The 22,493-nt window shown below is 67.6% G+C and carries 20 protein-coding genes; 10 read left to right on the top strand and 10 right to left on the bottom strand.

Annotated elements, in window-relative coordinates:
• Window position 1 precedes the first annotated feature (1 nt).
• From HNP52_RS02220 to acs, 3 genes are all read right to left on the bottom strand, one after another.
• Entirely contained in the window at window positions 2-2,038 is a 2,037-nt protein-coding gene (locus HNP52_RS02220) for a M13 family metallopeptidase (protein ID WP_184161869.1), read from the bottom strand.
• A gap of 73 nt (window positions 2,039-2,111) precedes the next feature.
• A complete protein-coding gene (locus tag HNP52_RS02215; RefSeq protein ID WP_184161866.1) occupies window positions 2,112-2,615 on the bottom strand; it encodes an O-acetyl-ADP-ribose deacetylase in 504 nt (167 codons plus the stop codon).
• A complete protein-coding gene (acs, locus tag HNP52_RS02210; RefSeq protein ID WP_184161863.1) occupies window positions 2,612-4,555 on the bottom strand; it encodes an acetate--CoA ligase in 1,944 nt (647 codons plus the stop codon). Before acs ends, HNP52_RS02215 begins: the two co-directional genes overlap by 4 nt.
• 159 nt (window positions 4,556-4,714) lie before the next feature.
• Here acs and HNP52_RS02205 point away from each other — a divergent pair, with 159 nt between their 5' ends.
• The 4 genes from HNP52_RS02205 to HNP52_RS02190 are packed head-to-tail and all read left to right on the top strand — an operon-like array spanning window position 4,715 to window position 9,551.
• The gene (locus HNP52_RS02205) at window positions 4,715-6,199 is read left to right on the top strand and encodes an efflux transporter outer membrane subunit (RefSeq protein ID WP_184161860.1); all 1,485 of its coding nucleotides are present in this window, start codon (window positions 4,715-4,717) and stop codon (window positions 6,197-6,199) included.
• Window positions 6,189-7,631, top strand: coding sequence for an efflux RND transporter periplasmic adaptor subunit (locus HNP52_RS02200; RefSeq protein ID WP_184161857.1), 1,443 nt, complete (start codon window positions 6,189-6,191; stop codon window positions 7,629-7,631). The genes HNP52_RS02205 and HNP52_RS02200 overlap by 11 nt, the downstream gene beginning before the upstream one ends.
• Window positions 7,528-8,343, top strand: a complete 816-nt coding sequence (locus HNP52_RS02195; protein WP_184161854.1) for an ABC transporter ATP-binding protein — start codon at window positions 7,528-7,530, stop codon at window positions 8,341-8,343. The genes HNP52_RS02200 and HNP52_RS02195 overlap by 104 nt, the downstream gene beginning before the upstream one ends.
• Window positions 8,343-9,551 carry an ABC transporter permease gene (locus tag HNP52_RS02190; RefSeq protein WP_184161851.1) on the top strand — a complete coding sequence of 403 codons (1,209 nt, stop codon included), beginning with the start codon at window positions 8,343-8,345 and terminating at the stop codon, window positions 9,549-9,551. The genes HNP52_RS02195 and HNP52_RS02190 overlap by 1 nt, the downstream gene beginning before the upstream one ends.
• Here the strand turns inward: HNP52_RS02190 and HNP52_RS02185 are convergent.
• Together HNP52_RS02185 and HNP52_RS02180 are read right to left on the bottom strand one after the other, a co-directional pair.
• Window positions 9,520-10,167 (bottom strand): nucleotidyltransferase family protein, encoded by a 648-nt coding sequence (locus tag HNP52_RS02185; RefSeq protein WP_184161847.1) that lies wholly within the window; start codon window positions 10,165-10,167, stop codon window positions 9,520-9,522. The two genes, HNP52_RS02190 and HNP52_RS02185, sit on opposite strands and share 32 nt — an antisense overlap.
• A complete protein-coding gene (locus tag HNP52_RS02180; RefSeq protein ID WP_184161844.1) occupies window positions 10,154-11,065 on the bottom strand; it encodes an XdhC family protein in 912 nt (303 codons plus the stop codon). Before HNP52_RS02180 ends, HNP52_RS02185 begins: the two co-directional genes overlap by 14 nt.
• A 97-nt stretch (window positions 11,066-11,162) precedes the next feature.
• Between HNP52_RS02180 and HNP52_RS02175 the strand changes: the two genes are divergently transcribed.
• Window positions 11,163-12,206: a glycerophosphodiester phosphodiesterase gene (locus HNP52_RS02175; RefSeq protein ID WP_409372610.1), complete on the top strand. Its 1,044-nt coding sequence runs from the start codon at window positions 11,163-11,165 to the stop codon at window positions 12,204-12,206.
• Between the two features lie 9 nt (window positions 12,207-12,215).
• The gene (locus HNP52_RS02170; RefSeq protein ID WP_184161841.1) at window positions 12,216-12,518 is read left to right on the top strand and encodes a hypothetical protein; all 303 of its coding nucleotides are present in this window, start codon (window positions 12,216-12,218) and stop codon (window positions 12,516-12,518) included.
• A gap of 87 nt (window positions 12,519-12,605) precedes the next feature.
• On the opposite strand, the gene HNP52_RS02165 is transcribed toward HNP52_RS02170, so the two are convergent.
• A complete protein-coding gene (locus tag HNP52_RS02165) occupies window positions 12,606-14,297 on the bottom strand; it encodes an acyl-CoA dehydrogenase (RefSeq protein WP_184161838.1) in 1,692 nt (563 codons plus the stop codon).
• Here HNP52_RS02165 and HNP52_RS02160 point away from each other — a divergent pair.
• Window positions 14,296-15,315: an L-threonylcarbamoyladenylate synthase gene (locus tag HNP52_RS02160; RefSeq protein WP_184161835.1), complete on the top strand. Its 1,020-nt coding sequence runs from the start codon at window positions 14,296-14,298 to the stop codon at window positions 15,313-15,315. The genes HNP52_RS02165 and HNP52_RS02160 overlap by 2 nt on opposite strands.
• A 277-nt stretch (window positions 15,316-15,592) precedes the next feature.
• On the opposite strand, the gene HNP52_RS02155 is transcribed toward HNP52_RS02160, so the two are convergent.
• A complete protein-coding gene (locus HNP52_RS02155; protein ID WP_184161832.1) occupies window positions 15,593-16,249 on the bottom strand; it encodes an HAD-IA family hydrolase in 657 nt (218 codons plus the stop codon).
• A 132-nt stretch (window positions 16,250-16,381) separates the two neighbouring features.
• On the opposite strand from HNP52_RS02155, the gene aqpZ reads away from it, so the two are divergent.
• Window positions 16,382-17,119, top strand: a complete 738-nt coding sequence (aqpZ, locus tag HNP52_RS02150) for an aquaporin Z (RefSeq protein WP_184161829.1) — start codon at window positions 16,382-16,384, stop codon at window positions 17,117-17,119.
• Window positions 17,120-17,162: 43 nt separating this feature from the next.
• Here aqpZ and msrA read toward each other — a convergent pair whose 3' ends face one another.
• Window positions 17,163-17,711 carry a peptide-methionine (S)-S-oxide reductase MsrA gene (msrA, locus tag HNP52_RS02145; RefSeq protein WP_184161826.1) on the bottom strand — a complete coding sequence of 183 codons (549 nt, stop codon included), beginning with the start codon at window positions 17,709-17,711 and terminating at the stop codon, window positions 17,163-17,165.
• 65 nt (window positions 17,712-17,776) lie between these two features.
• On the opposite strand from msrA, the gene galE reads away from it, so the two are divergent.
• Entirely contained in the window at window positions 17,777-18,775 is a 999-nt protein-coding gene (gene galE, locus HNP52_RS02140) for a UDP-glucose 4-epimerase GalE (protein WP_184161824.1), read from the top strand.
• Between the two features lie 4 nt (window positions 18,776-18,779).
• Here galE and HNP52_RS02135 read toward each other — a convergent pair whose 3' ends face one another.
• Together HNP52_RS02135 and HNP52_RS02130 are read right to left on the bottom strand one after the other, a co-directional pair.
• On the bottom strand, window positions 18,780-19,475 hold the full coding sequence (locus HNP52_RS02135; RefSeq protein WP_184161822.1) for a phosphatase PAP2 family protein: 696 nt from the start codon (window positions 19,473-19,475) through the stop codon (window positions 18,780-18,782).
• A gap of 55 nt (window positions 19,476-19,530) precedes the next feature.
• Entirely contained in the window at window positions 19,531-21,654 is a 2,124-nt protein-coding gene (locus tag HNP52_RS02130; protein ID WP_184161819.1) for a TonB-dependent receptor, read from the bottom strand.
• Between the two features lie 246 nt (window positions 21,655-21,900).
• Here HNP52_RS02130 and HNP52_RS02125 point away from each other — a divergent pair, with 246 nt between their 5' ends.
• Entirely contained in the window at window positions 21,901-22,431 is a 531-nt protein-coding gene (locus HNP52_RS02125) for a hypothetical protein (protein WP_184161817.1), read from the top strand.
• The last annotated feature ends 62 nt before the right edge of the window (window positions 22,432-22,493 follow it).

The following is a 22,493-nucleotide window of genomic DNA, read 5'->3' as shown; positions in this document are numbered from 1 at the left end:
CTTACCAGATATGCACGCGCTGCTCGGGTGCGAGATAGAGCGCGTCGCCCGGCTGGATGTTGAACGCCTTGTACCAGGCATCGACATTGCGGACGATGCCGTTGACGCGGAACTTGGCCGGCGAGTGCGGATCGATCAGCGCGTACTGGCGGGCGGTGTCCTCGCGCAGCTTGGTCTGCCAGGCCTGGGCATAGGACAGGAAGAAGCGCTGGTCGCCGGTCAGGCCGCCGATCACCGGGGCCTTGCCATGCTCGGCCTGGTACTTCTGGAACGCGCCGTACGCCGCCTCGACGCCGCCAAGGTCGCCGATATTCTCGCCGAGCGTCAGCTTGCCCTGGATCTTGGTGCCGGGGACCGCTTCATAGCCGTCATACTGGGCGACCAGCGCGGCGGTGCGCTCGCCGAACGCCTTCTTGGCGCTGTCGGTCCACCAGTTCTCGAACTTGCCGGTCGGGCCGAACTGGCTGCCCTGGTCGTCGAACCCATGGCCCATCTCATGGCCGATGATCGCGCCGATCGCGCCATAGTTCACCGCCGGATCGGCGTTGGGATCGAAGAAGGGCGGCTGCAGGATCGCGGCCGGGAAGGTGATCTGGTTGGACAGCGGGTTGTAATAGGCGTTCACCGTCTGCGGGGTCATGTCCCACAGGGTGCGGTCGACCGGCTTGCCGAAGCGCGACAGTTCGAGCTCGTGCTGGAACTCGCCCGAGCGCATCGCATTGCCGAGCAGATCGCCACGGACGACCTTGAACGACGAATAGTCGATATACTTGTCCGGGTGGCCGATGCGCGGCTCGAAGGCGGCGAGCTTGGCCAGCGCCTTCTGCTTGGTGGCGTCGTCCATCCAGGTCGAGGCGGTGATGCGGTCCTTGTATGCGCCGCGCAGATTCTCGATCAGCTCGGCCATCTGCTTCTCGGCCGCCGGCGGGAAATACTTGGCGACATAGATCGCGCCGACCGCTTCGCCGAGCGCGCCATTGACCAGCTGGATGCCGCGCTTCCAGCGCTCGCGCTGCACCTTCACGCCCGACAGGGTCTGCGAATAGAAGCCGAAGCGGGTGTCGTCGAAGACCTTGGGCAGGAACTGCGCATGATCGCTGACGAAGCGATAGGCGACATAGTCCTTCCAGGTGGCGAGCGGCGTCGCGGTCATCAGCTTGCCGAGCGCGGTGACGGCGGTGTTCTGCGTCATCAGCACCGAAGGCGAGCTCTCGAGCCCGGCGGTCTTGAGCATCAGCGCCCAGTTGAAGTCCGGCGCCTTGGCCTTGAGCCCGGCCAGCGTCTGCGGATCGTTGAGCTTGGCGATGTCGCGGCTCTCGGCCGGCGACCACTGGACCTTGGCCATGGCGGTCTCGAGCGCGATGATCGCATCGGCCTTGGCGGCGGCATCCGGGATGCCGGCCAGTTCCTGGATCTTCTGGACATAGGCGCGATAGGCGGTGCGGAACGCGTCATACTTGGCGCCTTCCAGCAGGTAATAGTCGCGCGGCATGCCCAGGCCGCCCTGGCCGGTGACCGCGGTGTAATGGGTCGGGTCGGCGAGGTCGGGGATGATGCCGAGCTCGACGGGCGAGGCATAGCCGGTGGTGGCGAACAGCACCTGCAGCGCGTCGAGGTTGTTCACCCCGGCGATCCTGGCGAGATAGGGCTTGAGCGGCGCGGTGCCGGCCTTCTCGATCGCGGCCTCGTCCATCCAGCTGGCATAGAAGTCGCCGACCTGCTTGCCGCTGGCGCCATAGGCCGACGGGTTCTTCGCCATGTCGTCGAGGATCGCGCGGACATTCGCTTCCGCCTCGATCGAGAGCTGGGTGCCGAAGCCGGCCGAGGCGCGGTCGGCGGCGATCTCGGTGCGGTCGTTCCAGCCGCCGTTCGCGAAGCTCCAGAAATCGTCGCCCGGCTTCACGCTCGGCTTCTGCGCGGACAGGTCGACGCCGAAGCTGCCATAGCGCGGCGCCGGCTTGGCGGTCTGCGCGATCGCCGGCGAAACGGCGACCAGCGCCACGCCGGCGGCCAGACGCACCCAGTTGCTCATCTTCATTATGCGGATTCCCCCGTAAGACTGTATTAGGCGAGTGTAACGCCGGGTAGTAACGCCCGCAACGGGATTCGGGTTACAATTCTTGTCTGTAGGCGGCTGTGATTTCGGCGCCGAAGGTCGCGAAGATCACCCGGAGATCGGGGTCTTCGGCCAGCGCCCTGCGGGTCTCGGCCACCGCGATCCCGGTCGCGGCCTCGACCGGATAGCCATAGACGCCGCAGCTGATCGCCGGAAAGGCGAGGGTCTTGAAGCCATTGGCCCGGGCGATCTCGAAGCAGCGGCGATAGCAGCCGGCGAGCAGTTCGGGCTCGCCCTTGCCGCCGCCCTGCCAGACGGGGCCGACGGTGTGGATGATGTGGCCGGCCGGCAGGCGATAGCCTTTGGTCAGCCTGGCGTCGCCGGTCGCGCAGCCGCCGAGCGTGCGGCACTCGGCCAGCAGCTCGGGCCCGGCGGCGCGGTGGATCGCACCGTCCACCCCACCGCCGCCGAGCAGCGCGTTGTTCGCGGCATTGACGATCGCATCCACCTCGAGCCGGGTGATGTCCCCCTCGAGGATCTGGATGCGATCCTCGTTCATCCCACCCGGTTCTTCACCAGGTCATCGACCACGCTCGGATCGGCGAGCGTCGAGGTATCGCCCAGCGACGAGACGTCGCCCTCAGCGATCTTGCGCAGGATGCGGCGCATGATCTTGCCCGAGCGGGTCTTGGGCAGGCCGGGCGCGAACTGGAGCGCATCGGGGGTGGCGATCGGGCCGATCTCGGTGCGGACCCATTTGATCAGCTCGGCGCGCAGTGCGTCGTCGGCCTGGCAGTTCGCGTTGAGGGTGACATAGGCATAGATGCCCTGGCCCTTGATGTCGTGCGGCATGCCGACCACCGCGGCCTCGGCCACCTTGGGGTGCAGCACCAGCGCGCTCTCCACCTCGGCGGTGCCCATGCGGTGGCCCGAGACGTTGATCACGTCGTCGACCCGGCCGGTGATCCAGTAATAGCCGTCCTCGTCGCGGCGGCAGCCGTCGCCGGTGAAATACTTGCCGCGATAGGTGCTGAAATAGGTCTGGAAGAAGCGCTCATGATCGCCCCAGACAGTGCGCATCTGGCCCGGCCAGCTGCGCGCGATGACCAGATTGCCCTCGGTCGCGCCGTGCAGGACATTGCCGTCGGCATCGACCACCTGCGGATCGACGCCGGGGAAGGGCTTGGTCGCCGAGCCCGGTTTGAGCGGGGTGGCGCCGGGCAGCGGGGTGATCATCTGGCCACCGGTCTCGGTCTGCCACCAGGTGTCGACGATCGGGCAGCGCCCCTCGCCGACGACATCATAGTACCAGCGCCAGGCCTCGGGATTGATCGGCTCGCCGACCGAGCCGAGCAGCCGCAACGACTTGCGCGAGGTGCTGGTGACGTAGCCGTCGCCTTCCTTCATCAGCGCGCGCAGCGCGGTGGGGGCGGTGTAGAGGATCTCGACCTTGTGGCGGTCGACCACCTGCCAGATGCGGCTGGCGTCCGGCCAGTTGGGCACGCCCTCATACATCAGCGTGGTGCCGCCGTTCGCCAGCGGCCCGTAGACGATATAGCTATGGCCCGTGACCCAGCCGATATCCGCCGCGCACCAGTAGATCTGGCCGGGGCGATAGTCGAACACCAGCTCGTGGGTCAGGCTCGCCCAGAGCAGATAGCCGCCCGAGGAGTGGAGCACGCCCTTGGGCTTGCCGGTCGATCCCGAGGTGTAGAGGATGAACAGCGGGTCCTCGGCGCCCATCGGCTCGATCGGGCAGTCGGCGGGAACCTCGGCGGCGGCCTCGTGATACCAGAGGTCGCGGCCTTCCTGCATCGGGATGTCGCCGCCCGTGGCCTTCACCACGATGACCTTCTCGAGGCAGCTGACATGCGCTGCTGCCGCATCGACATTGGTCTTGAGCGGTACCTTCTTGCCGCCGCGCCGGCCCTCGTCGGCGGTGATGACCACCGAGGAGTCGCAATCGGTGATGCGGCCGGCCAGGGCTTCGGGCGAGAAGCCGCCGAACACCACCGAATGGATCGCGCCGATCCGCGCGCAGGCGAGCAGCGCGAATGCCGCCTCGGGGATCATCGGCATGTAGATGGTGACGCGGTCGCCCTTCTTGACGCCCTGCGCCTTGAGCACATTGGCGAGGCGGCAGACCTCGGCATGAAGCTGGCGATAGGTGAAGCGCCTGGGCTCCTCGTCCGGCGCGTCCGGTTCCCAGATGATCGCGATCGTGTCGCCGCGCTTGGCGAGGTGGCGGTCGACGCAGTTGGCGGCGACGTTGAGCTTGCCGTCGGCGAACCAGTTGATCCGGAAATCGGCCTCGTCGAACGACCAGTCGCCGGCGATCTCGGGGCGCTTGATCCAGTCGAGCCGGCGCGCCTGCTCCAGCCAGAAGCTGCCCGGATCGGCCAGGCTCATGCCGTAGAGCTTCTCATAGCCCGCAGCATCCACCCGAGCGGTGCGCGCCCAGCTCTCGGGCACGGGGTGTACGCTGACGGTATCGCTCATCGCTGCGGCTCCTCGTTTTGATTTGGCGCCTCTCTGCCGAAGCGAAGGCGCCACGCCAAGCGCAGAATCTCCATTCCGCGCACGATCCGGGATGACCCGCGACATATTGCGACAATATTCTTCTGGAACCGAAACGGCTTCGGAAACATCTAGAGTGCCATGGCAAACCGTCCGCTGACCCTGAGCCTGTTGCTCGCCCTGCCGCTTGCCGCCTGTGCGGTGGGCCCGGACTATCATCCGCGCGCGGCGTCCGAGCTGGGCGTGCCCGATGCCTGGTCGGTCTCCGCCGATCAGAAGGCGCGGGAAGATCTCAGCCAGTGGTGGACGCGCTTCGACGATCCGATGCTCGGCAACCTGGTCCAGCGCGCCCAGGCGGCGAACCTTGATGTCGCGCAAGCCGTCGTCCGGCTGCGCCAGGCCCGCGAAGGCCTGATCCAGCAGCGTGCGAACCTGCTTCCAAGCCTCAGTGCGTCCGGTGGCGTCTCGCACAGTGAATCCCTCCGAGGCGGCACGCGGACGACCACCCTGCCGGACGGTACGGTCACCAGCATCTCGCAGGGCGGCAGCACCAGCTACACGATCGGCGGCGATGCCAATTATCAGGTCGACCTGTTCGGTGGGGTGCGGCGCGGCGTCGAGAATGCGCGCGCTTCCTATGAAGCGAGCGGGTTCGACTATGCGACGGTACTGATCTCGGTCGAGGCCGAGACCGCGCGCAACTATGTGCTCGCTCGCGCGGCGCAGGCGCAGATCGCCAATGCCCGCGAGAGCCTGGGCATCGCGGACGACAATCTCGAGATCGCGGGCTGGCGCGTCCAGGCCGGGCTCGTCTCCTCGGTCGACCAGGAACAGGCCCGCGCCAGCCGCGCGCAGCTCGCCGCGACCATCCCCACGCTGGAGGCAAGCTACAACAGCGCGGTATCGCGGCTCGGCGTGCTGACCGGCCAGGCGCCCGGTGCACTCAAGGCCGAGATGGAGGCGATTAAGCCGATCCCCAAGGGGCCGGCGGAAGTTGCCGCCGGCATTCCCGCGGACACGCTGCGCCAGCGGCCTGATGTCCGCGCGGCCGAGCGCAACCTTGCCGCGGCCAGCGCCAATATCGGCGTTGCCACCGCCCAGCTCTATCCTTCGCTGTCGATCGGCGGCAGCATCGATTCGGGCAGCAGTGCACTTTCCTCGCTGTTCGACGTGATCACCGGGCGGTTGTTCGGCAACATCGCCCAGACCCTCTTCGACGGCGGCACGCGGCGCAGCCAGGTACGTTCGGCAGAGGCGGCGGCGGACGGCGCCTTCCTTGCCTACAAGTCGACCGTGCTGACCAGCCTCGAGGATATCGAGAACGCGATCGTCGCGATGCAGACGGCGCAGCGCCGCGAGCAGGAATTCGCCGTCGCGCTCGATGCGGCGAACAACCAGGCGCTGCTCGCCCGCATGCAGTATCGCTCGGGTCTCACCGATTTCACCACGCTCAACCAGGCCGAGTCCTCGCTGATCTCGGCGAAGAACGGCCTGGTCTCGGCCCGGTCGGATGAATCGACCGCGCTGATCCAGCTCTATCAGGCGCTTGGCGGCGGCTGGGATGCCAGCACCACCCCCAGCGTCTCCACGACTTCCACGACAGGCGGCACGACGAATGGCAACTGATCCCAACCAGAATCTCGACGCCTTTCTCGGCACGCCCCCGCGCCCGTGGTGGCGGCGCTGGCTCAAATGGGGCCTGATCGGCCTTGGCGCGCTGCTTGTCGTGCTGCTGCTGTGGCACTTCCTCGGCGGCAAGGAAGAGGTGAAATACGCTACCGACGATGTCGCGCGCGGCAACCTGACCGTCACCGTCTCCGCCACCGGCAAGCTGGCGCCGACCAATCAGGTGACCGTTGGCTCGCAGCTTTCGGGCCAGGTCATCAAGGTGCTGGCGGACGTGAACGACCGCGTCACCGCCGGTCAGCCGCTGGCGCTGATCGATCCCTCGCAGTTCGACGATCAGGTCAAGCAGGCCGAGGCGACGCTGGCGGCGAACATCGCCGCGGTCGGCCAGGCCAAGGCGACGCTGCAGCAGAATAACGCCACGCTGGCGCGCTACCAGGAAGTCAGCCGGCTGTCGGGCGGCAAGGTGCCCGCCAAGACCGAGATGGACAGCGCGATCGGCGACCGCAATCGCGCGCTCGCCAATCTCAACGCCGCCAATGCCAATGTCACGTCGGCGCGCGCGCAGCTGTCTTCGGCGCAGACTCAGCGGACCCGGGCGATCATCCGCTCTCCCGTTACCGGCGTGATCCTCGCGCGCCAGGTCGATCCGGGCCAGACCGTCGCCGCCTCGTTCAACACGCCGACCCTGTTCGTGATCGCGCAGGACCTGTCGCAGATGAAGCTCGAAGTCGCGATCGATGAGGCCGATGTCGGTCAGGTCCGCGAAGGGCAACTCGCCAGCTTCACGGTCGATGCCTTCCCGGGCAAGACCTTCCCGGCGAAGATCACCCGGGTGGAGGTCGGCTCGAACCTGTCGGTGCAGGATGCCAGCTCGTCCTCTTCGACCACCACCAGCTCGACCGCCAACCAGGTCGTGTCCTATGCCGCCGATCTCTCGGTCTCCAACGCCGACGAGCAACTGCGCCCGGGCATGACCGCGACGGCGGATATCGTGACCATGGCCCGCCAGAACGTGCTGCTGGTGCCCAATGCAGCGCTGCGCTTCACGCCGACCGCGGCCACGCAGGGCGCGGGCAGTGGCGGTTCCAACAGCGGCATTGCCGGCGCGCTGGTCCCCAGCCGCCCGCGGCGCGGCGGCAATAGCGGCCAGCAGAAGACCGCGACGGGCGGCGATCGTGGCGGACAGAAGACCGTCTATATCCTCGGCGCCGACGGCAAGCCGCAGCCTGTGGACGTGACGACGGGCAGCACCGACGGCACCGTCACCGAGATCACCGGCGGCAATCTCAAGCCCGGCGACAAGGTGATCACCGGCCAGCTCGCCAATGGCGCCTCGACCACGCGCCGCTCGGGCGGGCAGCGTCGTCAGGGCGGCGGCCAGGGCAGCCAGGGCGGTTCGGGCGCCGGAGGCCAGCGTGGCGGACAGTGATGCGCCGCTGATCCGGCTGCGCGGGATCGTGAAGACCTTTGGCGAGGGGCCGACGGCATTCCAGGCGCTGAAAGGCGTGGATCTCGACATCAATGCCGGGGACTTCATCGCGGTGATGGGCCCGTCGGGTTCGGGCAAGTCGACCACGATGAACATCCTGGGATGCCTCGACGTGCCGACCGCGGGCGCGTTCCTGTTCAAGGGCGTGCATGTCGAGAAGCTGGAACGCGACCAGCGCGCGCTGCTGCGGCGGAAATATCTCGGCTTCGTGTTCCAGGGCTTCAACCTGCTCGCGCGCACTTCGGCGCTCGAGAATGTCGAGCTGCCGTTGCTCTATCGCGGGGATCCCAAGGCGCAGCGCCGCGAGATGGCGATGGCGGCGCTGGACAAGGTCGGGCTGAAGGACTGGTGGGACCATACCCCCGCCGAGCTCTCCGGCGGACAGCAGCAGCGCGTCGCGATCGCCCGGGCGATCGTCACCAATCCGGATGTGCTGCTCGCCGACGAGCCGACCGGCAACCTCGATTCCGAGCGTTCGGTGGAGATCATGCAACTGCTCACCGACCTCAACAAGACCAGCGGCATCACCGTGCTGATGGTCACGCACGAGCCCGACATGGCGGCGTTCGCGCACACGATCGTCCATTTCAAGGACGGGCTGGTCGAGCGGATCGACAGCAACCATCACGCAGGTCAGGCGGTGACGGGATAATGTTCGGTACCACCTTCCTCCTCGCGATCCGCTCGATCCTGCGCCACAAGCTGCGCTCGATCCTGACGGCGCTCGGCATCATCATCGGCGTCGCCGCGGTGGTCACCATGGTGACGCTGGGCAAGGCGACGACGGCGGCGGTGCAGCAGCAGATATCGGCGCTCGGCACCAACATCCTCCAGATCCGTCCGGGCCAGGGCTTCGGCCGCGGCGGCGGCGGCCCGCGCCCGCCCGATTTCAAGCCGGCCGACGTCACCGCGATCCGCGATCAGGTTGCCGGTGTCACCGCGGTCGCCCCCCAGGCGCAGACCACCGCGACGGTGATCTACAACGGCGCCAACTGGTCGACGACGGTCAACGGCACCACCAATGGTTATTTCGAGGTCTCGCCCTGGCCGTTGATCGAGGGGCGCTATTGGACCCGGGCGGAGGAGCAGGCGGGCAAGGCCGTGTGCATCATCGGCACCACGATCCAGACCAACCTCTTCCGAGGCGGCAGCGCGGCGGGTTCGCGCATCCGCGTCAACGGTATCTCCTGTGACGTGATCGGCGTGCTCAAGACCAAGGGCCAGGCCGGCTTCGGTGGCGACCAGGACGATGTCGTGATCATGCCGATCAAGCAGGTCCAGCGCCGCTTCACCGGCAGCACCGACATCAGGCTGATGCTGGTCGGCACCGATCCGGCCTATGACAGTGCGCAGATCCAGTCCTCGATCACCGATCTGCTGCGCGAACGGCGCAACATCACCGGCGGCAAGCAGGATGATTTCAACATCTTCGATACGGCCCAGATCAGCCAGACGCTGACCGGCACGACCACGCTGCTCACCCAGATCGTCGCCGCCGTGGCGATGATCAGCCTGATCGTCGGCGGTATCGGCATCATGAACATCATGCTGGTCTCGGTCACCGAGCGGACACGCGAGATCGGCATCCGGCTGGCCATCGGCGCGGTGGCCAGCGAAGTGCTGATGCAGTTCCTGGTCGAGGCGGTGGTGCTGTCGATGCTCGGCGGCGTGATCGGCCTGCTGATCGCGCAATTTGCCGTCGCACTGATGTCGTGGCTGGGCTCGCTGCCCTTCCTGTTCGACATACAGATCAACGTGATCGCCTTTGCGATCTCGGCGATCATCGGCGTGGTGTTCGGCTATTTCCCGGCGCGGCGCGCGGCGAGCCTCAATCCGATCGACGCGCTTCGTCACGAATGACGAGCGCGGGTGGCAGCTCGGGCAGCCCGTCGGTGCGCAGCCCGTAAAGTTCGCGCAGCTCGCGCAGGTCTTCCTGCGTGTCGATGTCGACCAGCTCGGCGGGCGGCGCGATCACGTGCCGCCCGCGCCGGATCAGGTCGCGGGCGCCCTGGTCACCTTCGAGCTTGAGCAGCGTATCGAACATGTCCTTGCCGAACAGCGCCGGCGGCATCGGCTGGGTACCGTCGGACGAGGCGACGATCGTCGCGGGACCGTCGGCCGCGTCCATCATCCGGCGGATATGCGCGGCAGTGACGCGCGGCATGTCGGCCAGCGCCACCAGCACCGCCTCGGCGCCCAGCGCCTTCGCGCGCGCCACCCCCAGGCAAAGCGAACGCGCCTGGCCGAGCGAGGGATCGGGATTCTCGACCACGTCATAGCCGAGCGCGGCGAAATCCAGCTCGGTGTCCGAGACCACCGCGATCCGCGCACAGAAATGCACCGGCTCGAGCGCAGTGACGACATGATAGGCCAGCGGCTTGTCGAGGAACGGTTCGGCGAGCTTGTCGCCATCATTGAAGCGGCGCGAGCGGCCGGCGGCGAGCAGGATCAGGGCGACCTGGTCAGGCTTGAGCATGGAATCTCCTCACCATGGCGGCGGCAATGGACAGCGCGATCTCTGCCGGGCCGATCGCGCCGATGTCGAGGCCGGCGGGGCCCTCGATACGGTCGAGATCGGCGGGGGCAATTCCCGCCGCGGCGAGCCGCTCCAGCCGCGCGGCCTGGCTGCGGCGCGAGCCGAGCGCGGCGACATAGCCGGTGGGCGCGCGCAGCGCGGCGATGAGCGCGGCATCGTCGATCTTGGGATCATGGCTGAGCGTCACCACCGCGGTGGCGGGATCCGGCTGCAGCGCGGTCACGGCTTCGTCGGGCCAGCGGTCGTCGAGCATCACCCCGGGGAACCGTTCGGCGGTCAAGAATCTCCCGCGCGGATCGATGGCCGTCGTCGCAATGCCCAGCTCGCGGGCGAGCCCGGCAAGCGTCTGGGCGATCTGCACCGCCCCGACGATCAGCAGCCGGCGCGGCGGATCGTAGCGATTGACGAATTCGGCCGGCCCCTGGGCCGAAAGCCCGCTGGCCAGGTCCGTGCCGATATCCAGCGTCTCGCCCCGGCTCCGCGCCGTATCGATCGCATCGAACAGGTCAGGCGGAAAGCCGGCCTCGGAGACCGGCTGCACCAGCACCGAGATCCGGCCGCCACAGGGCAGCCCGACTTCCCAGGCGGCGGGATCGGCGACGCCATAGGTCTTCATTACCGGGTGCGACCCCGCGATCACCTCGGCGGCGGCCTGCAGGATATCGGTCTCGACACAGCCGCCGGAGACCGATCCCTCGAAGCGTCCGTCTTCATGCACCAGCATATGGCTGCCGCGCGGGCGCGGCGCCGATCCCCAGGTCGATACGACGGTGGCCAGCGCCAGCCTTTGGCCCTTCCAGGCGCGCGCCGCCGCCAGCACGCTGTCATTATCCGCCATATCGCCTCGTAACCGTCACATCCGCAGCCTAGGCCCAACCCCGTAACGAGTGGAGAGTTTCGTGACGAGATCGCTGATTGCCGCTTTGTCGCTGATGATGGTGGTGCCGGGCGCCGCGCTGGGGCAGGATCACGCCATGCACGGGAAGACCGACAAGCCCATCGTCATCGCGCATCGCGGCGCCTCGGGCGAGCGCCCTGAGCACACTTTGCTCTCCTACCAGCGCGCTATCGAGCAAGGTGCCGATTTCATCGAGCCCGATCTGGTGCCGACCAAGGACGGCGTCCTCGTTGCCCGGCACGAGAACAACATCACCGAGACCACCGACGTCGCCAGCCATCCCGAGTTCGCCAGCCGGAAGGCGACCAAGACGATCGACGGCGAGACGATGACCGGCTGGTTCACCGAGGACTTCACCCTCGCCGAGCTCAAGACGCTGCGGGCGAAGGAGCGCCTGCCCAAGCTGCGTCCCGGCAACACGAAGTTCGACGGCCAGGCCGAAGTGCCCACGCTCGACGAAGTGATCGCGCTGGCCAAACAGGCGTCGAAGGAAACCGGCCGCACGATCGGCATCTATCCCGAGACCAAGCATCCCAGCTATTTCGCTTCGATCGGGCTGCCGCTCGAGCAGCGCCTGGTCGACAAGCTCAAGGCGGCGGGCTGGGACCGTGCCGATGCACCGGTGTTCATCCAGTCGTTCGAGGTGAACAATCTCAAGAAGCTCAAGGCGATGACCAAGGTCCGCCTGATCCAGCTGATGGCCGGCGCCGGCGCCCCGGCGGACGGCGCGCAGCCGAGCTACAAGGCGATGATCACGCCCGAGGGGCTGAAGGCAGTCGCCGCCTATGCCTATGGCATCGGGCCGGAGCTGACGATGATCCAGCCGGCCACGGGCCCGGCGACCACGCTGATCGCCGATGCGCATGCCGCGGGGCTCAAGCTCCATCCCTGGACGTTCCGGGCGGAGAACTTCTTCCTCCTGCCCAGCTACCGTTCCGGCGCAAATCCGGCCGATCATGGTCGCCTGAAAGAAGAGATCCTGTATTTCATCGGGCTTGGCGTGGACGGTTTCTTCACCGATTTCCCCTATATTGGTGTTGAAGCGCGCGATGCCGCGGCGGGCGCACACAAGGGGGGATAAGGGTTTTCCATGCGCAAGTTTCTGGTGCCGATCATCATTGCCCTGCCGCTGCTGAGCGGCGGCTGTATCGCCAAGACCGTGGTCGATGTCGCCACCATGCCGGTCCGCGCCGGCGCGCAGGCCGCCGACTGGGCGACGACCAGCCAGGACGAGGCCGACCGCAACTACGGCCGCAAGATGCGCGAGAAGGAAGCGCGCGAGGGCAAGGAGCTGCGCAAGCTCTGCAAGAAGCACCCCGAGGACCAGCGCTGCCAGGGTGGCGCCGCCGACAATGGCTTCCGCGCCGATCCGGGCGGCAACCGCTACAACTAACCGCGTAATTCCAGCCGTTTCGGCGGTAAAAGCCGGCGGGCATCCCGCCGGCTTTTGTTATGCTGGACCCTTCAAAAGGGGGAAGCTCTACGCGGCGAAGCCCTCGGCATCGATCGCGTAGAGCATTTCCGCCTTGGCCATCGCCGCCGGCATCAGGCCCAGCGCCTCGGGCACGATCTGCGCGACATAGAAGCGCGCCGCCGCCTGCTTCATCCTGAGGAACGCCGGATCGCCCTCGCTGCGCGCCGCCGCGCGGCCGCTCGCTTCCATCAGCCAGCCGCACACGGCGGTCGAGAGCATGGTGAGGAACGGATAGCTCGCCGCCAGCCGGTCATTCGCCTCGCTCGACAACAGGTTGCGCGCGACCTGCTCGCAGGCGTCGATCAGGTTGACGAGGCCGGTATCCTCGGCGTCCCCGCGCATCTGCCCGATCAGCCCGAGCAGCGTGCCGCCATTGTCCATGCTCAGCTTGCGGCCGACCAGGTCCGCGGCCTGGATGCCGTTGGTGCCTTCGTAGATCGGCGTGATCCGCGCGTCGCGGAAATGCTGGGCCGCGCCGGTCTCCTCGATATAGCCCATGCCGCCATGGACCTGGACGCCCAGGCTGGCGACTTCGTTGCCGAGATCGGTGCCGTGCGCCTTGGCCAGCGGGGTGAGCAGCTCGACACGCTTCTCCGCCTCGGCATCACCGGCGCGGGCGCGATCGAGCTGGCCGAAGGCGTAGTAGACCAAAGCCCGCGCCGCCTGGGTCTGCGCCTTCATCCGCAGCAGCATGCGGCGGACATCGGGATGCTCGACGATCGCGACCTGCTCCCCGCCGCGATAGCCCTGCACGCGCTCGCGGGCATAGGCGACCGCGCGCTGGGTAGCGCGCTCGGCGACCTGCACGCCCTGCAGCCCGACATTCAGGCGGGCATTGTTCATCATCGTGAACATCGCGCGGATGCCGCCCAGCTCGGGGCCGACCAGCTCGCCGATGCAATCGTCATTGTCGCCGAACGAGAGCACGCAGGTCGGCGAGGCATGCAGACCCATCTTGTGCTCGATCGAGACGGTGCGGACATCATTGAATTCGCCGGGCGTGCCGTCGGCGTTCAACCGATACTTCGGCACCAGGAACAGCGAGATGCCCTTGGTCCCGGCCGGGGCGCCCGGCGTGCGTGCGAGGACGAGATGGACGATATTCTCGGCCATGTCGTGGTCGCCGAAGCTGATGAAGATCTTGGTGCCCTTGATCCGGAAGGTCCCGTCGCCGACCGGTTCGGCGCGGGTCTTGAGCGCGCCGACATCGCTGCCCGCCTGCGGCTCGGTCAGGTTCATCGTGCCCGTCCAGGCGCCGGTCGACAGGTGCGGCAGATAGAGCGCCTGCTGTTCGGGCGTGCCGTGATGCATCAGCGCCTCGACCGCGCCGACCGTCAGGATCGGGGCGAGCGCGAAGCCCATGTTCGCGGTGCCCAAGGTCTCCAGCACCGCGATCGAAAGGCTGACGGGCAGCCCCTGGCCGCCATGCTCGGCCGGCGAGCCGATCGTGCCCCAGCCGCCCTCGACATAGGCCTGGTACGCCGCCGCGAACCCGGCCGGCATCTTCACGCCCTCGGGCGTCCATTTCGGCCCGTCGGTGTCGCCGAGCCGCTCGAGCGGCGCCCATTCGCCGGCGGCGAACTGGCCCGCGCCCTCCAGCACCGCATCGGTCATTTCGGCGGCTTCCTCGCTGATCTCGCCCAGTCGGACGATGGTCTCGAGCACGAAGCGCTGATCGGCGGTGGCTGGCGTGAACATGGGGCCTCTCTTGTGGTCTGGTTTCGCGCCGTATAGCTCGCGAAAAGTGAGCCCGACAAATCCGCGAATCTTACCCTACGGCACGGCCGCGATCGCCGAGGCGGCGGCGCTGATTCGCGCCGGCGAATGCGTCGCGGTGCCGACCGAGACGGTCTATGGCCTGGCCGCCGACGCCACCGAGTCGCGCGCGGTCGCGGGCATCTATGCGGCCAAGGGGCGGCCGAGCTTCAACCCGCTGATCGTGCATGTGCCGGACCTCGCCGCCGCCGAGCGGATCGCAGTGTTCGATGATCGCGCGCGCGATCTGGCGACGCGCTTCTGGCCGGGGCCGCTGACTTTGGTGCTGCCGGTACGCCCCGACGCCGGGATCGCATCGCTCGTCACTGCCGGGCTCGACACGATCGCGATCCGGGTGCCGCGCCACCGCGCGATGCAGGCGCTGCTCGAAGCGTCGGGCAAGCCGCTCGCCGCGCCCTCCGCCAATGCCAGCGGCTCGATCAGCCCGACCCGCGCCGAGCATGTCGCGAAGAGCCTGGCCGGGCGCATCCCGCTGGTGATCGACGATGGCGCCACGCCAGCAGGGGTGGAATCGACGATCGTGATGGGCGACCAGATCCTGCGGCCCGGGCCGCTGACCCAGGCGGAGTTGTTTCCCGGCGAAAGCCGGGGCCCAGGGTTGCAGATCGATGTCCCCGGTGACCCTGGGCCCCGGCTTTCGCCGGGGAGCAAGGAAGGGATCATCGCCCCCGGCCAGCTCGACAGCCATTATGCCCCCTCCAAGCCGGTACGCCTCAACGCCGATAGCGCGCGGGACGGCGAGTATTTCATCGGCTTCGGCCCGATCCCTGGTACCGAAACCCTCTCCGCCGCCGGCGACCTCACCGAAGCCGCCGCCAACCTGTTCGACGCGCTCCACCGCGCCGATGCGAGCGACGCGCCCGCCATTGCCGTTGCCCCGATCCCTGCCACCGGCATCGGCCTGGCCATCAACGACCGCCTGCGCCGCGCCGCCTTCTAAACCGGGTCTTGCAATGTAGGATTTGGTCGGGTTGGTTGATCCGGCCAGGCCAGTGCCCGGCCGCTCTTTCACGCTGTCGGGAAAATAGGATCACGCGCACGCAACAAGGTTGCGAGATGCGCTGCGCTAGCGGGAACTATGTCAATTTCGGCCCGGCGAAAACCCGCTCTTGGCCTGTACTTTGTGTACTTTCGCGAGTCGTGGCCGTTTTGATGTTGGAAGCCCGTGTCGCGTTTCCAGTCAGTTCCCCGGCCTTCGCCGGGGAGCAGCTTAAGTTCTACCGAGCGACCAGCCTGAGCCAGCCCCGCGCGTCCATCTCCACGTCGAGACCACGATAATCGACCCGCGCCGCATGGCCGGTCTCGATCGCCACATGATGCGTCTCGGTGATCGCGATCGCCGCTGCACCAGCGGCATCGGCGGCGGCTAGGCCCGCAAGGCTGTCCTCCCAGACCAGGCAATCGGCGATTGCGACGCCCAGCCGCTCGGCCCCGAGCAGGAAGCAGTCCGGCGCCGGCTTGCCATGGGCGACATCCTCGGCGGTGATGACGATCTCGGGCAGGGGAATGCCGGCGGCCTCGAGCCGGCGGAGCGCCAGCGCGCGCGGAGCCGAGGTGACCAGCGCCCAGCGCCCGGCGGGGATCTGCGCCAGGAAGGCCGCCGCGCCGCCCACTTCGGACAGCCCTTCGATATCGTCGATCTCGGCCTGGGTCAGCGCTTCGGTCTCGGCCTCGGCATCCACGCCGGCGGGCGCGAAGCGGCGGATCGTCTCGATCGCGCGAACGCCGTGGAGTGCCGCCATCAACGGATCGGTCTCGACGCCGTGGCGGGCGGCCCAGGCGCGCCAGACGCGATCGACCACCGCCATGGAGTTCACGAGCGTCCCGTCCATGTCGAACAGGAAGGCGGCGAAGCTGCGACTGGGGAGACTCATCGCCTTCCCCTCACCACAGCCGCCGCGGCGCCGCAACCGCCATCCGCCCGGCTTTGCTTTTCTGCCGCGCAGACCTACAAATTTGCGCAGGTCTGGATGGGAGAGACCGAACACAGCAGGAGGGCAACAAGCATGAGTAATGTGCAACGTGGTCTTGCCGAACTGATCGGCACGTTCTGGCTCGTTTTCGGTGGATGCGGCAGCGCGGTGCTGGCCGCGGCGTTTCCCGATGTCGGTATCGGGCTGGCGGGCGTCAGCCTCGCCTTTGGTCTCACGGTTCTCACCATGGCCTATTCGATCGGCCATATCTCGGGCTGCCATCTCAACCCGGCGGTGACCTTCGGCCTGTGGGCCGGCGGACGCTTTCCCGCCAGGGACATCCCGCTCTATGTGATCGCGCAGGTGATCGGCGCGGTGATCGCGGCGGGCCTGCTCTGGTACGTCGCCAGCGGCGCGCCGGGCTATGCCGGCGGCCTTGCCTCCAACGGCTTCGGCGAACATTCGCCCGGCCATTTCTCGTTCCAGGCGGGCATGGTCATCGAGGTCGTGCTGACCTTCATGTTCCTGATGGTGATCATGGGCTCGACCGACAGCCGCGCGCCGGCCGGGTTCGCGCCGATCGCGATCGGCCTGGGGCTGACGCTCATCCACCTGATCTCGATCCCGGTGACCAACACCTCGGTCAACCCGGCGCGCTCAACTGGGCCGGCGCTGCTCGAGGGTGGCATCGCGCTCCAGCAACTGCTCTGGTTCTGGATTGCGCCGATCGTCGGCGGGCTGCTCGGCGGCTTCGTCTACAAGGCGCTCGGTGCCGAAGCGGGCAAGCGTCCGCCGATCGAGGGCGCGGCGCTGCCGGGAGGCGCGGAATAGGCCAGGATCCTCCCCCGGCGATGCCGGGGGAGGATTGTCCAAGTCAGGCTGCCGTCGCGCCTTCCTTGCTGCGCGCGGCGAAGCTCTTGCGGAGCTTGCGCAGCTTGGGCGGGATCACCGACAGGCAGTACGGGTTACGCTGGCCTTCGCCCTGCCAATATTCCTGGTGGTAGTCCTCGGCCGACCACCATTCGCCCAGCGGCTCGATCGCCGTGACGATCGGCGCGGGCCAGTCCGGCCGGGCGCGGTCGATCGCATCCAGCGCCTCGCGCTCCTGCTCCGCAGAATGCGGGAAGATCGCCGAGCGATACTGGGTGCCGATGTCGTTGCCCTGCCGGTTGAGCTGGGTCGGGTCGTGCGTGGCCAGGAAGATGTCGAGGATCTCGCCATACGAGATCTGGTCGGTATCGAAGCTGACCCGGATCGCCTCGGCATGGCCGGTCGTGCCCGAGCAGACTTCCTTGTAGGTCGGGTTTTCCTTGGTGCCCCCGATATAGCCGCTTTCGACCGACTGGACGCCGATCACATCGTTGAACACGGCCTCGGTGCACCAGAAGCACCCTCCGGCCAGCGTAGCGGTTTCAATGCTCATCGCGAACTCCTTGCTATCGGCGCAAAGATAGGATTGGACGCGCGAAGAACAATGCGGAGTTTGGTATGCGCGAAGGCACGGTGCTGGTTACGGGCGGGGCGGGCTATATCGGCAGCCATGCGGTGCTGGCATTGCTCGATGCGGGCTGGAAGGTCGTGGTGGTCGACAACCTCGTCACCGGCTTCGACTGGGCCGTCGATCCGCGCGCCACGCTGGTGGTCGCCAACATCGCCGACGACGACAAGGTCCGCGCCGCGATCCGCGACCATGGGGTGATCGCGATCATGCACTTCGCGGGTTCGGTGGTGGTGCCGGAGAGCGTGAGTGACCCGCTCAAATATTATCGCAACAACACCGCTGCCAGCCGCTCGCTGATCGAGAGCGCGGTGGCGGAGGGCGTGAAGCACTTCATCTTCTCCTCGACCGCGGCGACCTATGGCATCCCCGAAGTCGTGCCGGTGCGCGAGGACAGCCCGAAGCAGCCGATCAACCCGTACGGCATGTCCAAGCTGATGACCGAGATCATGCTCAAGGACGTCGCCGCGGCGCATCCGATCAACTATGCGGCGCTGCGCTACTTCAACGTCGCCGGCGCCGATCCGCAGGGCCGCTCCGGCCAGTCGACCGCGGGCGCGACGCACCTGATCAAGATCGCGGCCGAGGCGGCGACCGGCAAGCGCGGCCATGTCTCGGTGTTCGGCACCGATTTCGACACGCCCGATGGCACCGGCGTGCGCGACTATATCCATGTCAGTGATCTCGCCGCCGCGCATGTCGACGCGCTCGATCTGCTGATCGCGAAACCGACCGAGAACCACACGATGAACGCCGGCTATGGTCGCGGCTTCTCGGTGCTGCAGGTGCTCGACGCGGTGGACCGGGTGACCAACCTGACGATCGAGCGCAAGCTCGAGGGGCGGCGTGCGGGCGATCCCGACGCGCTGGTTGCCGACAACAGCGCGATCCTGGCGGCGCTGCCGTGGCGGCCGAAGCACGACGACCTGGAAGGCATCGTCAAGGACGCGCTCGCCTGGGAACGCAAGCTCGCCGAGCGGCAGGGCTGACGGTTCAGCGCCGCTGGGCGCGGCCGAGCAGTTCCAGCTCGATCCGCCACCAGAGCATCGCCCAGACCCCGCCGAACGCCCAGCCGGCGAGGACGTCGCTCGGCCAGTGAACGCCGAGATAGAGGCGACTGAGGCCGACCGAGGTGGTCAGCGCCAGCGCGACGATCAGCACGAAGGCGCGGATGCGGCGGTCGGGCAGCACCGGGAAGAGCAGGGTGGCGAGCGTCAGATAGACGATCGCGCTGATCGCGGCATGGCCGCTGGGGAAGCTGGCCGAGTTCACTTCCATCAGCTGGCCGGTCAGCTGCGGCCGGGGGCGGGCGATGAAGCCGCGGATGGTCTCGACCGCGACCGAGCCGAGCAGCGAGGCGCCGACCACGAGCAGGGCGGTGCGCAGGCGCCCGGCGAGCCCGAGGAAGATCGCCGCGACCAGCACGATGAAGCTCAGCACGGTGGTGCTGCCGAGCGCCGTCACGTCGCGCACCGCGGAGGGAAGCCAGGCCGGGCCGATCGGCTGGAGCGGATGGCCGGGGACGCGCATCGCCAGCATGATCGCACGGTCGATGGTCGCGCCGTCGCCCTCGGCGAGCTCGTGGCCGAACCAGAGCAGGGCGAGCAGGAAAAGCGCCAGCCCGGCGCCGGCGAGGATCGGCCAGGGCAGGCGGCGGGAGGCTGGCGGGGCTTCGGGAGCGGCGTGCATCGGCCGACCCTATCCAATCCTCCCCCGCAAAGGGAGGGGGAGGATTGGTGCAAGGTCAGATCTGGATGCGCGCGGTCACGCGGATGTCGCGGCCGGGAAGCGGGGCATAGTCCTTGAGCACGCTGGCGGCGCGGCGGGCCTCGACGTCGAAGATGTTGTTCGCCGAGAGCTGCAGGCTGGTGTTCGAGCCGGCGCCCCAGGGCTTCCACGAGACCGAGGCGTTGACGAAGGTGAAGCCGTTGGTCGGCGTCTCGAAGGCCGAGATGCGGGTCTGGTCGAAGACATGCTCGACTTCGCCGCGGATGGTGAAGGCGTCCGAGGTCGCTTCTAGCCCGCCATTGATGCGCAGCGGCGGGATGCGCGGGGCGGGGCCGGTGCCGACGATCTCGGCATGAACGTAATCGGCCAGCGCGGTGGCGTTGATCGTGAAGTCCTTCACCGTCGCGAGGCGGAGCGAGCCCTCGGCCTCGAAGCCGTAATAGCGGGCGTCGGCCTGGTTGTACTGGAAGACGGGCAGGTCATCCTCGGTCGCGCCGGTCGGCGTGTCGTAGATATAGCCCTTGAACCAGTTGTAATAGGCCGCGGTCGAGAAGGCGAAGCCATCGCCCGAACCCTTGAACGTGGCTTCCACGCCCCAGCTCTTCTCGGTGCCGAAATTCGGGTTGCCGATCTCGAACGCCTGGGTGCCGGCGTGCGGGCCATTGGCGAACAGCTCTTCCGGGGTCGGCGCACGCTCGGCGCGCGAGACGTTGACGCCGAAACGCATGCCGTCGGCCACCGCATAGCTGGCGCCGAGCGAGGCGGAGAAGCTGTTGAAATTGCGGTTGTACGCCGGGTTGCCGATGTCGGCATCCGCCTGGGCGCTGACATTGTTGTGCTCGAAGCGCGCCGCGGCCTCGGCCTTGAACGCGCCGAGATCGAGCGACTGGAGGGTGAACAGGCCGAACTGCTGCGCCGAGTTCTTGGGCAGGAACTTCTCGTCGCCGACGACATGCATGTCGCGCAGCGAGAACTGGCCGCCGATCAGGCCGTCCCAGCCGCCGCGCGCGGTCTGGACCAGCTCGAGCCGGCCTTCATAGCCCTGGTTGTAGAAGGTGGTGCCGACGGCGCCGTCTTCCTCGATCTCCGAGTGCTTGTAGTCGGCTGCGGCCCAGCGGGTGCGGATCTGCTTGAAGATGCCGCCGCCGGTATCGACCTCGCCACGGATGTCGACGCGGGTCTGCTGAGCGTGGAGGCGGACATTCTCCGCCTCGATCGCCGGATCGAGCGAATAGCGGACCGGCACGCCGTAAAAGGTGTCGAAATGGCTGACCGAGAAGCCGACATTGTTGTTGCCGTCGATGATCGCGGCGCCGCCGGCGACGTCCCAGGTCTTGCCGGCGGTGTTGGGCACCTTGCCCTTGAGGTCGGCCAGTTCCTGGATTTCGGGATCGGCGCTGGCGGCCGCCTGGGCGCGCAGCTCGCGGCTGAGGACATAGCCGCCAGTGCGCTGGTCGCCGGTCTGCGAGAAGCTGCCATCGGCATGGAGGACGATCTTGCTGGCCACCGGCACGTCCGCCGCGCCCGAGACCGAACGCTCATTGGCGGCGCTGCCATAGCTGGCGATCCCGTCGAAATGGACCACTTCCTCGGGCATATGGCGCGGGATGCGGCTGTCGATGACGTTGACCACGCCGCCGATCGCCGAGGGGCCGAAGATCAGCGCGGTCGGGCCGCGCAGCACTTCGATGCGGTCGGCGGTGAGCGGGTTGATGATCGGCGCGTGATCCGCCGAGGTGTTCGAAACGTCGATGCTGCCGATACCGTCGGTGAGCAGCGGCGCGCGGGCCCCAATGAAACCGCGCAGCACCGGGCGCGAGGCATTGGGACCGAAGGACGTAGCCGAGACGCCGGGCTGGTTGGCCAGCGTGTCGCCGATCGTCGGGCGCAGGTCGCGGGTCAGCTCTTCCTTGGCGAGCACTGCGGTGCCGCCGAGCACGTCCGCGGTGTTGCGGGCGCGGGTGCCAGTGACGACAATCTGCGCGCCGGGCTGGTCGTGGTCCTGGTCGCTGGCGGCCGGCGCCTTGGATTCGGTGTTGCTGGTCGCCGGGGCGGTGTTGCCGTTGGCCGGAGTCTCTTCGGCGTGCGCGGGCAGCGCGAGCAGGGCGGCGGAGGCGAGCAACAGCGGACGCAACAACATCAACGAATCTTCCCGAACCATGGAACGTGCTGCGTTGCGGTAGCCGTGATGATATAAGGTATCAAGCCCTGTTTCGTCATACTTCCGGATAGCAGGTGGTTCAGACCGGGCGAGATGCGGAAGCGAGGCAACCGCAACGTCATCGCTGCGGATCGGTGCAGTTGCGGAAACCTTGCGATGCCACGCGCACGGCTAATCAACGGCGTTCGACGCGCCTAGATGCCCGGCTGCAAACAGGAGGACATCATGGCGTATCTCGATACCAGGGCGGTGCTGCTCGAAGGGCTCGCCGGAACCGTCTCGGCCGAAGCCGCGCTCACTTCGCTCGAGCTGCGCACGCTCCAGCTCTCCCAGGCCGATGGTCGCGCCTCGCTGCGTGCGCCGCGCCGGATCGAGCGGATCGGTGCCATGCTGTTCGGTTCGCGCCGGGTGTCCGGCCTCGCCAATGCCCGGCTGGAGGCGCTGCGGCGCTTCGCCATTCTCTATCGCCTCGACGGCGCGGCGCTCGACTCGGGTGAGATCGCACGGGCGGAAGCCGCGGGGCTGAGTGCCGTGATGCTCGATCGCGTGCGGCGCGTCATCGACGGCTGGCCGCGCCGTGCGGGCGCATTGGTGCGCGCGGCGTCGCTGCTGGCGGCGGTTGGACTGGCCGGCGTGGCGGGCGTTGCCGGCTATTTCTGGCTGGCCGATGAACTCGACCCGATGGTGTCGGCGATCCTGGTCGGCGCGGTGGCGGTGACGCTGGCGCCGCTGTTCGGAGGCAGCGCACGCGGCTGATCTGGTATAGAACCACTCCACCAATTCTGGTCCAGTAAATTGGTATTCAAATTGGCTTGCAC

This window comes from Sphingomonas kyeonggiensis, from assembly GCF_014204495.1.
Classification (GTDB): Bacteria; Pseudomonadota; Alphaproteobacteria; order Sphingomonadales; family Sphingomonadaceae; genus Sphingomonas; species Sphingomonas kyeonggiensis_A.
Note: the sequence above shows the minus strand (reverse complement) of the source record. Positions and strands in the feature narration are given on the sequence as shown.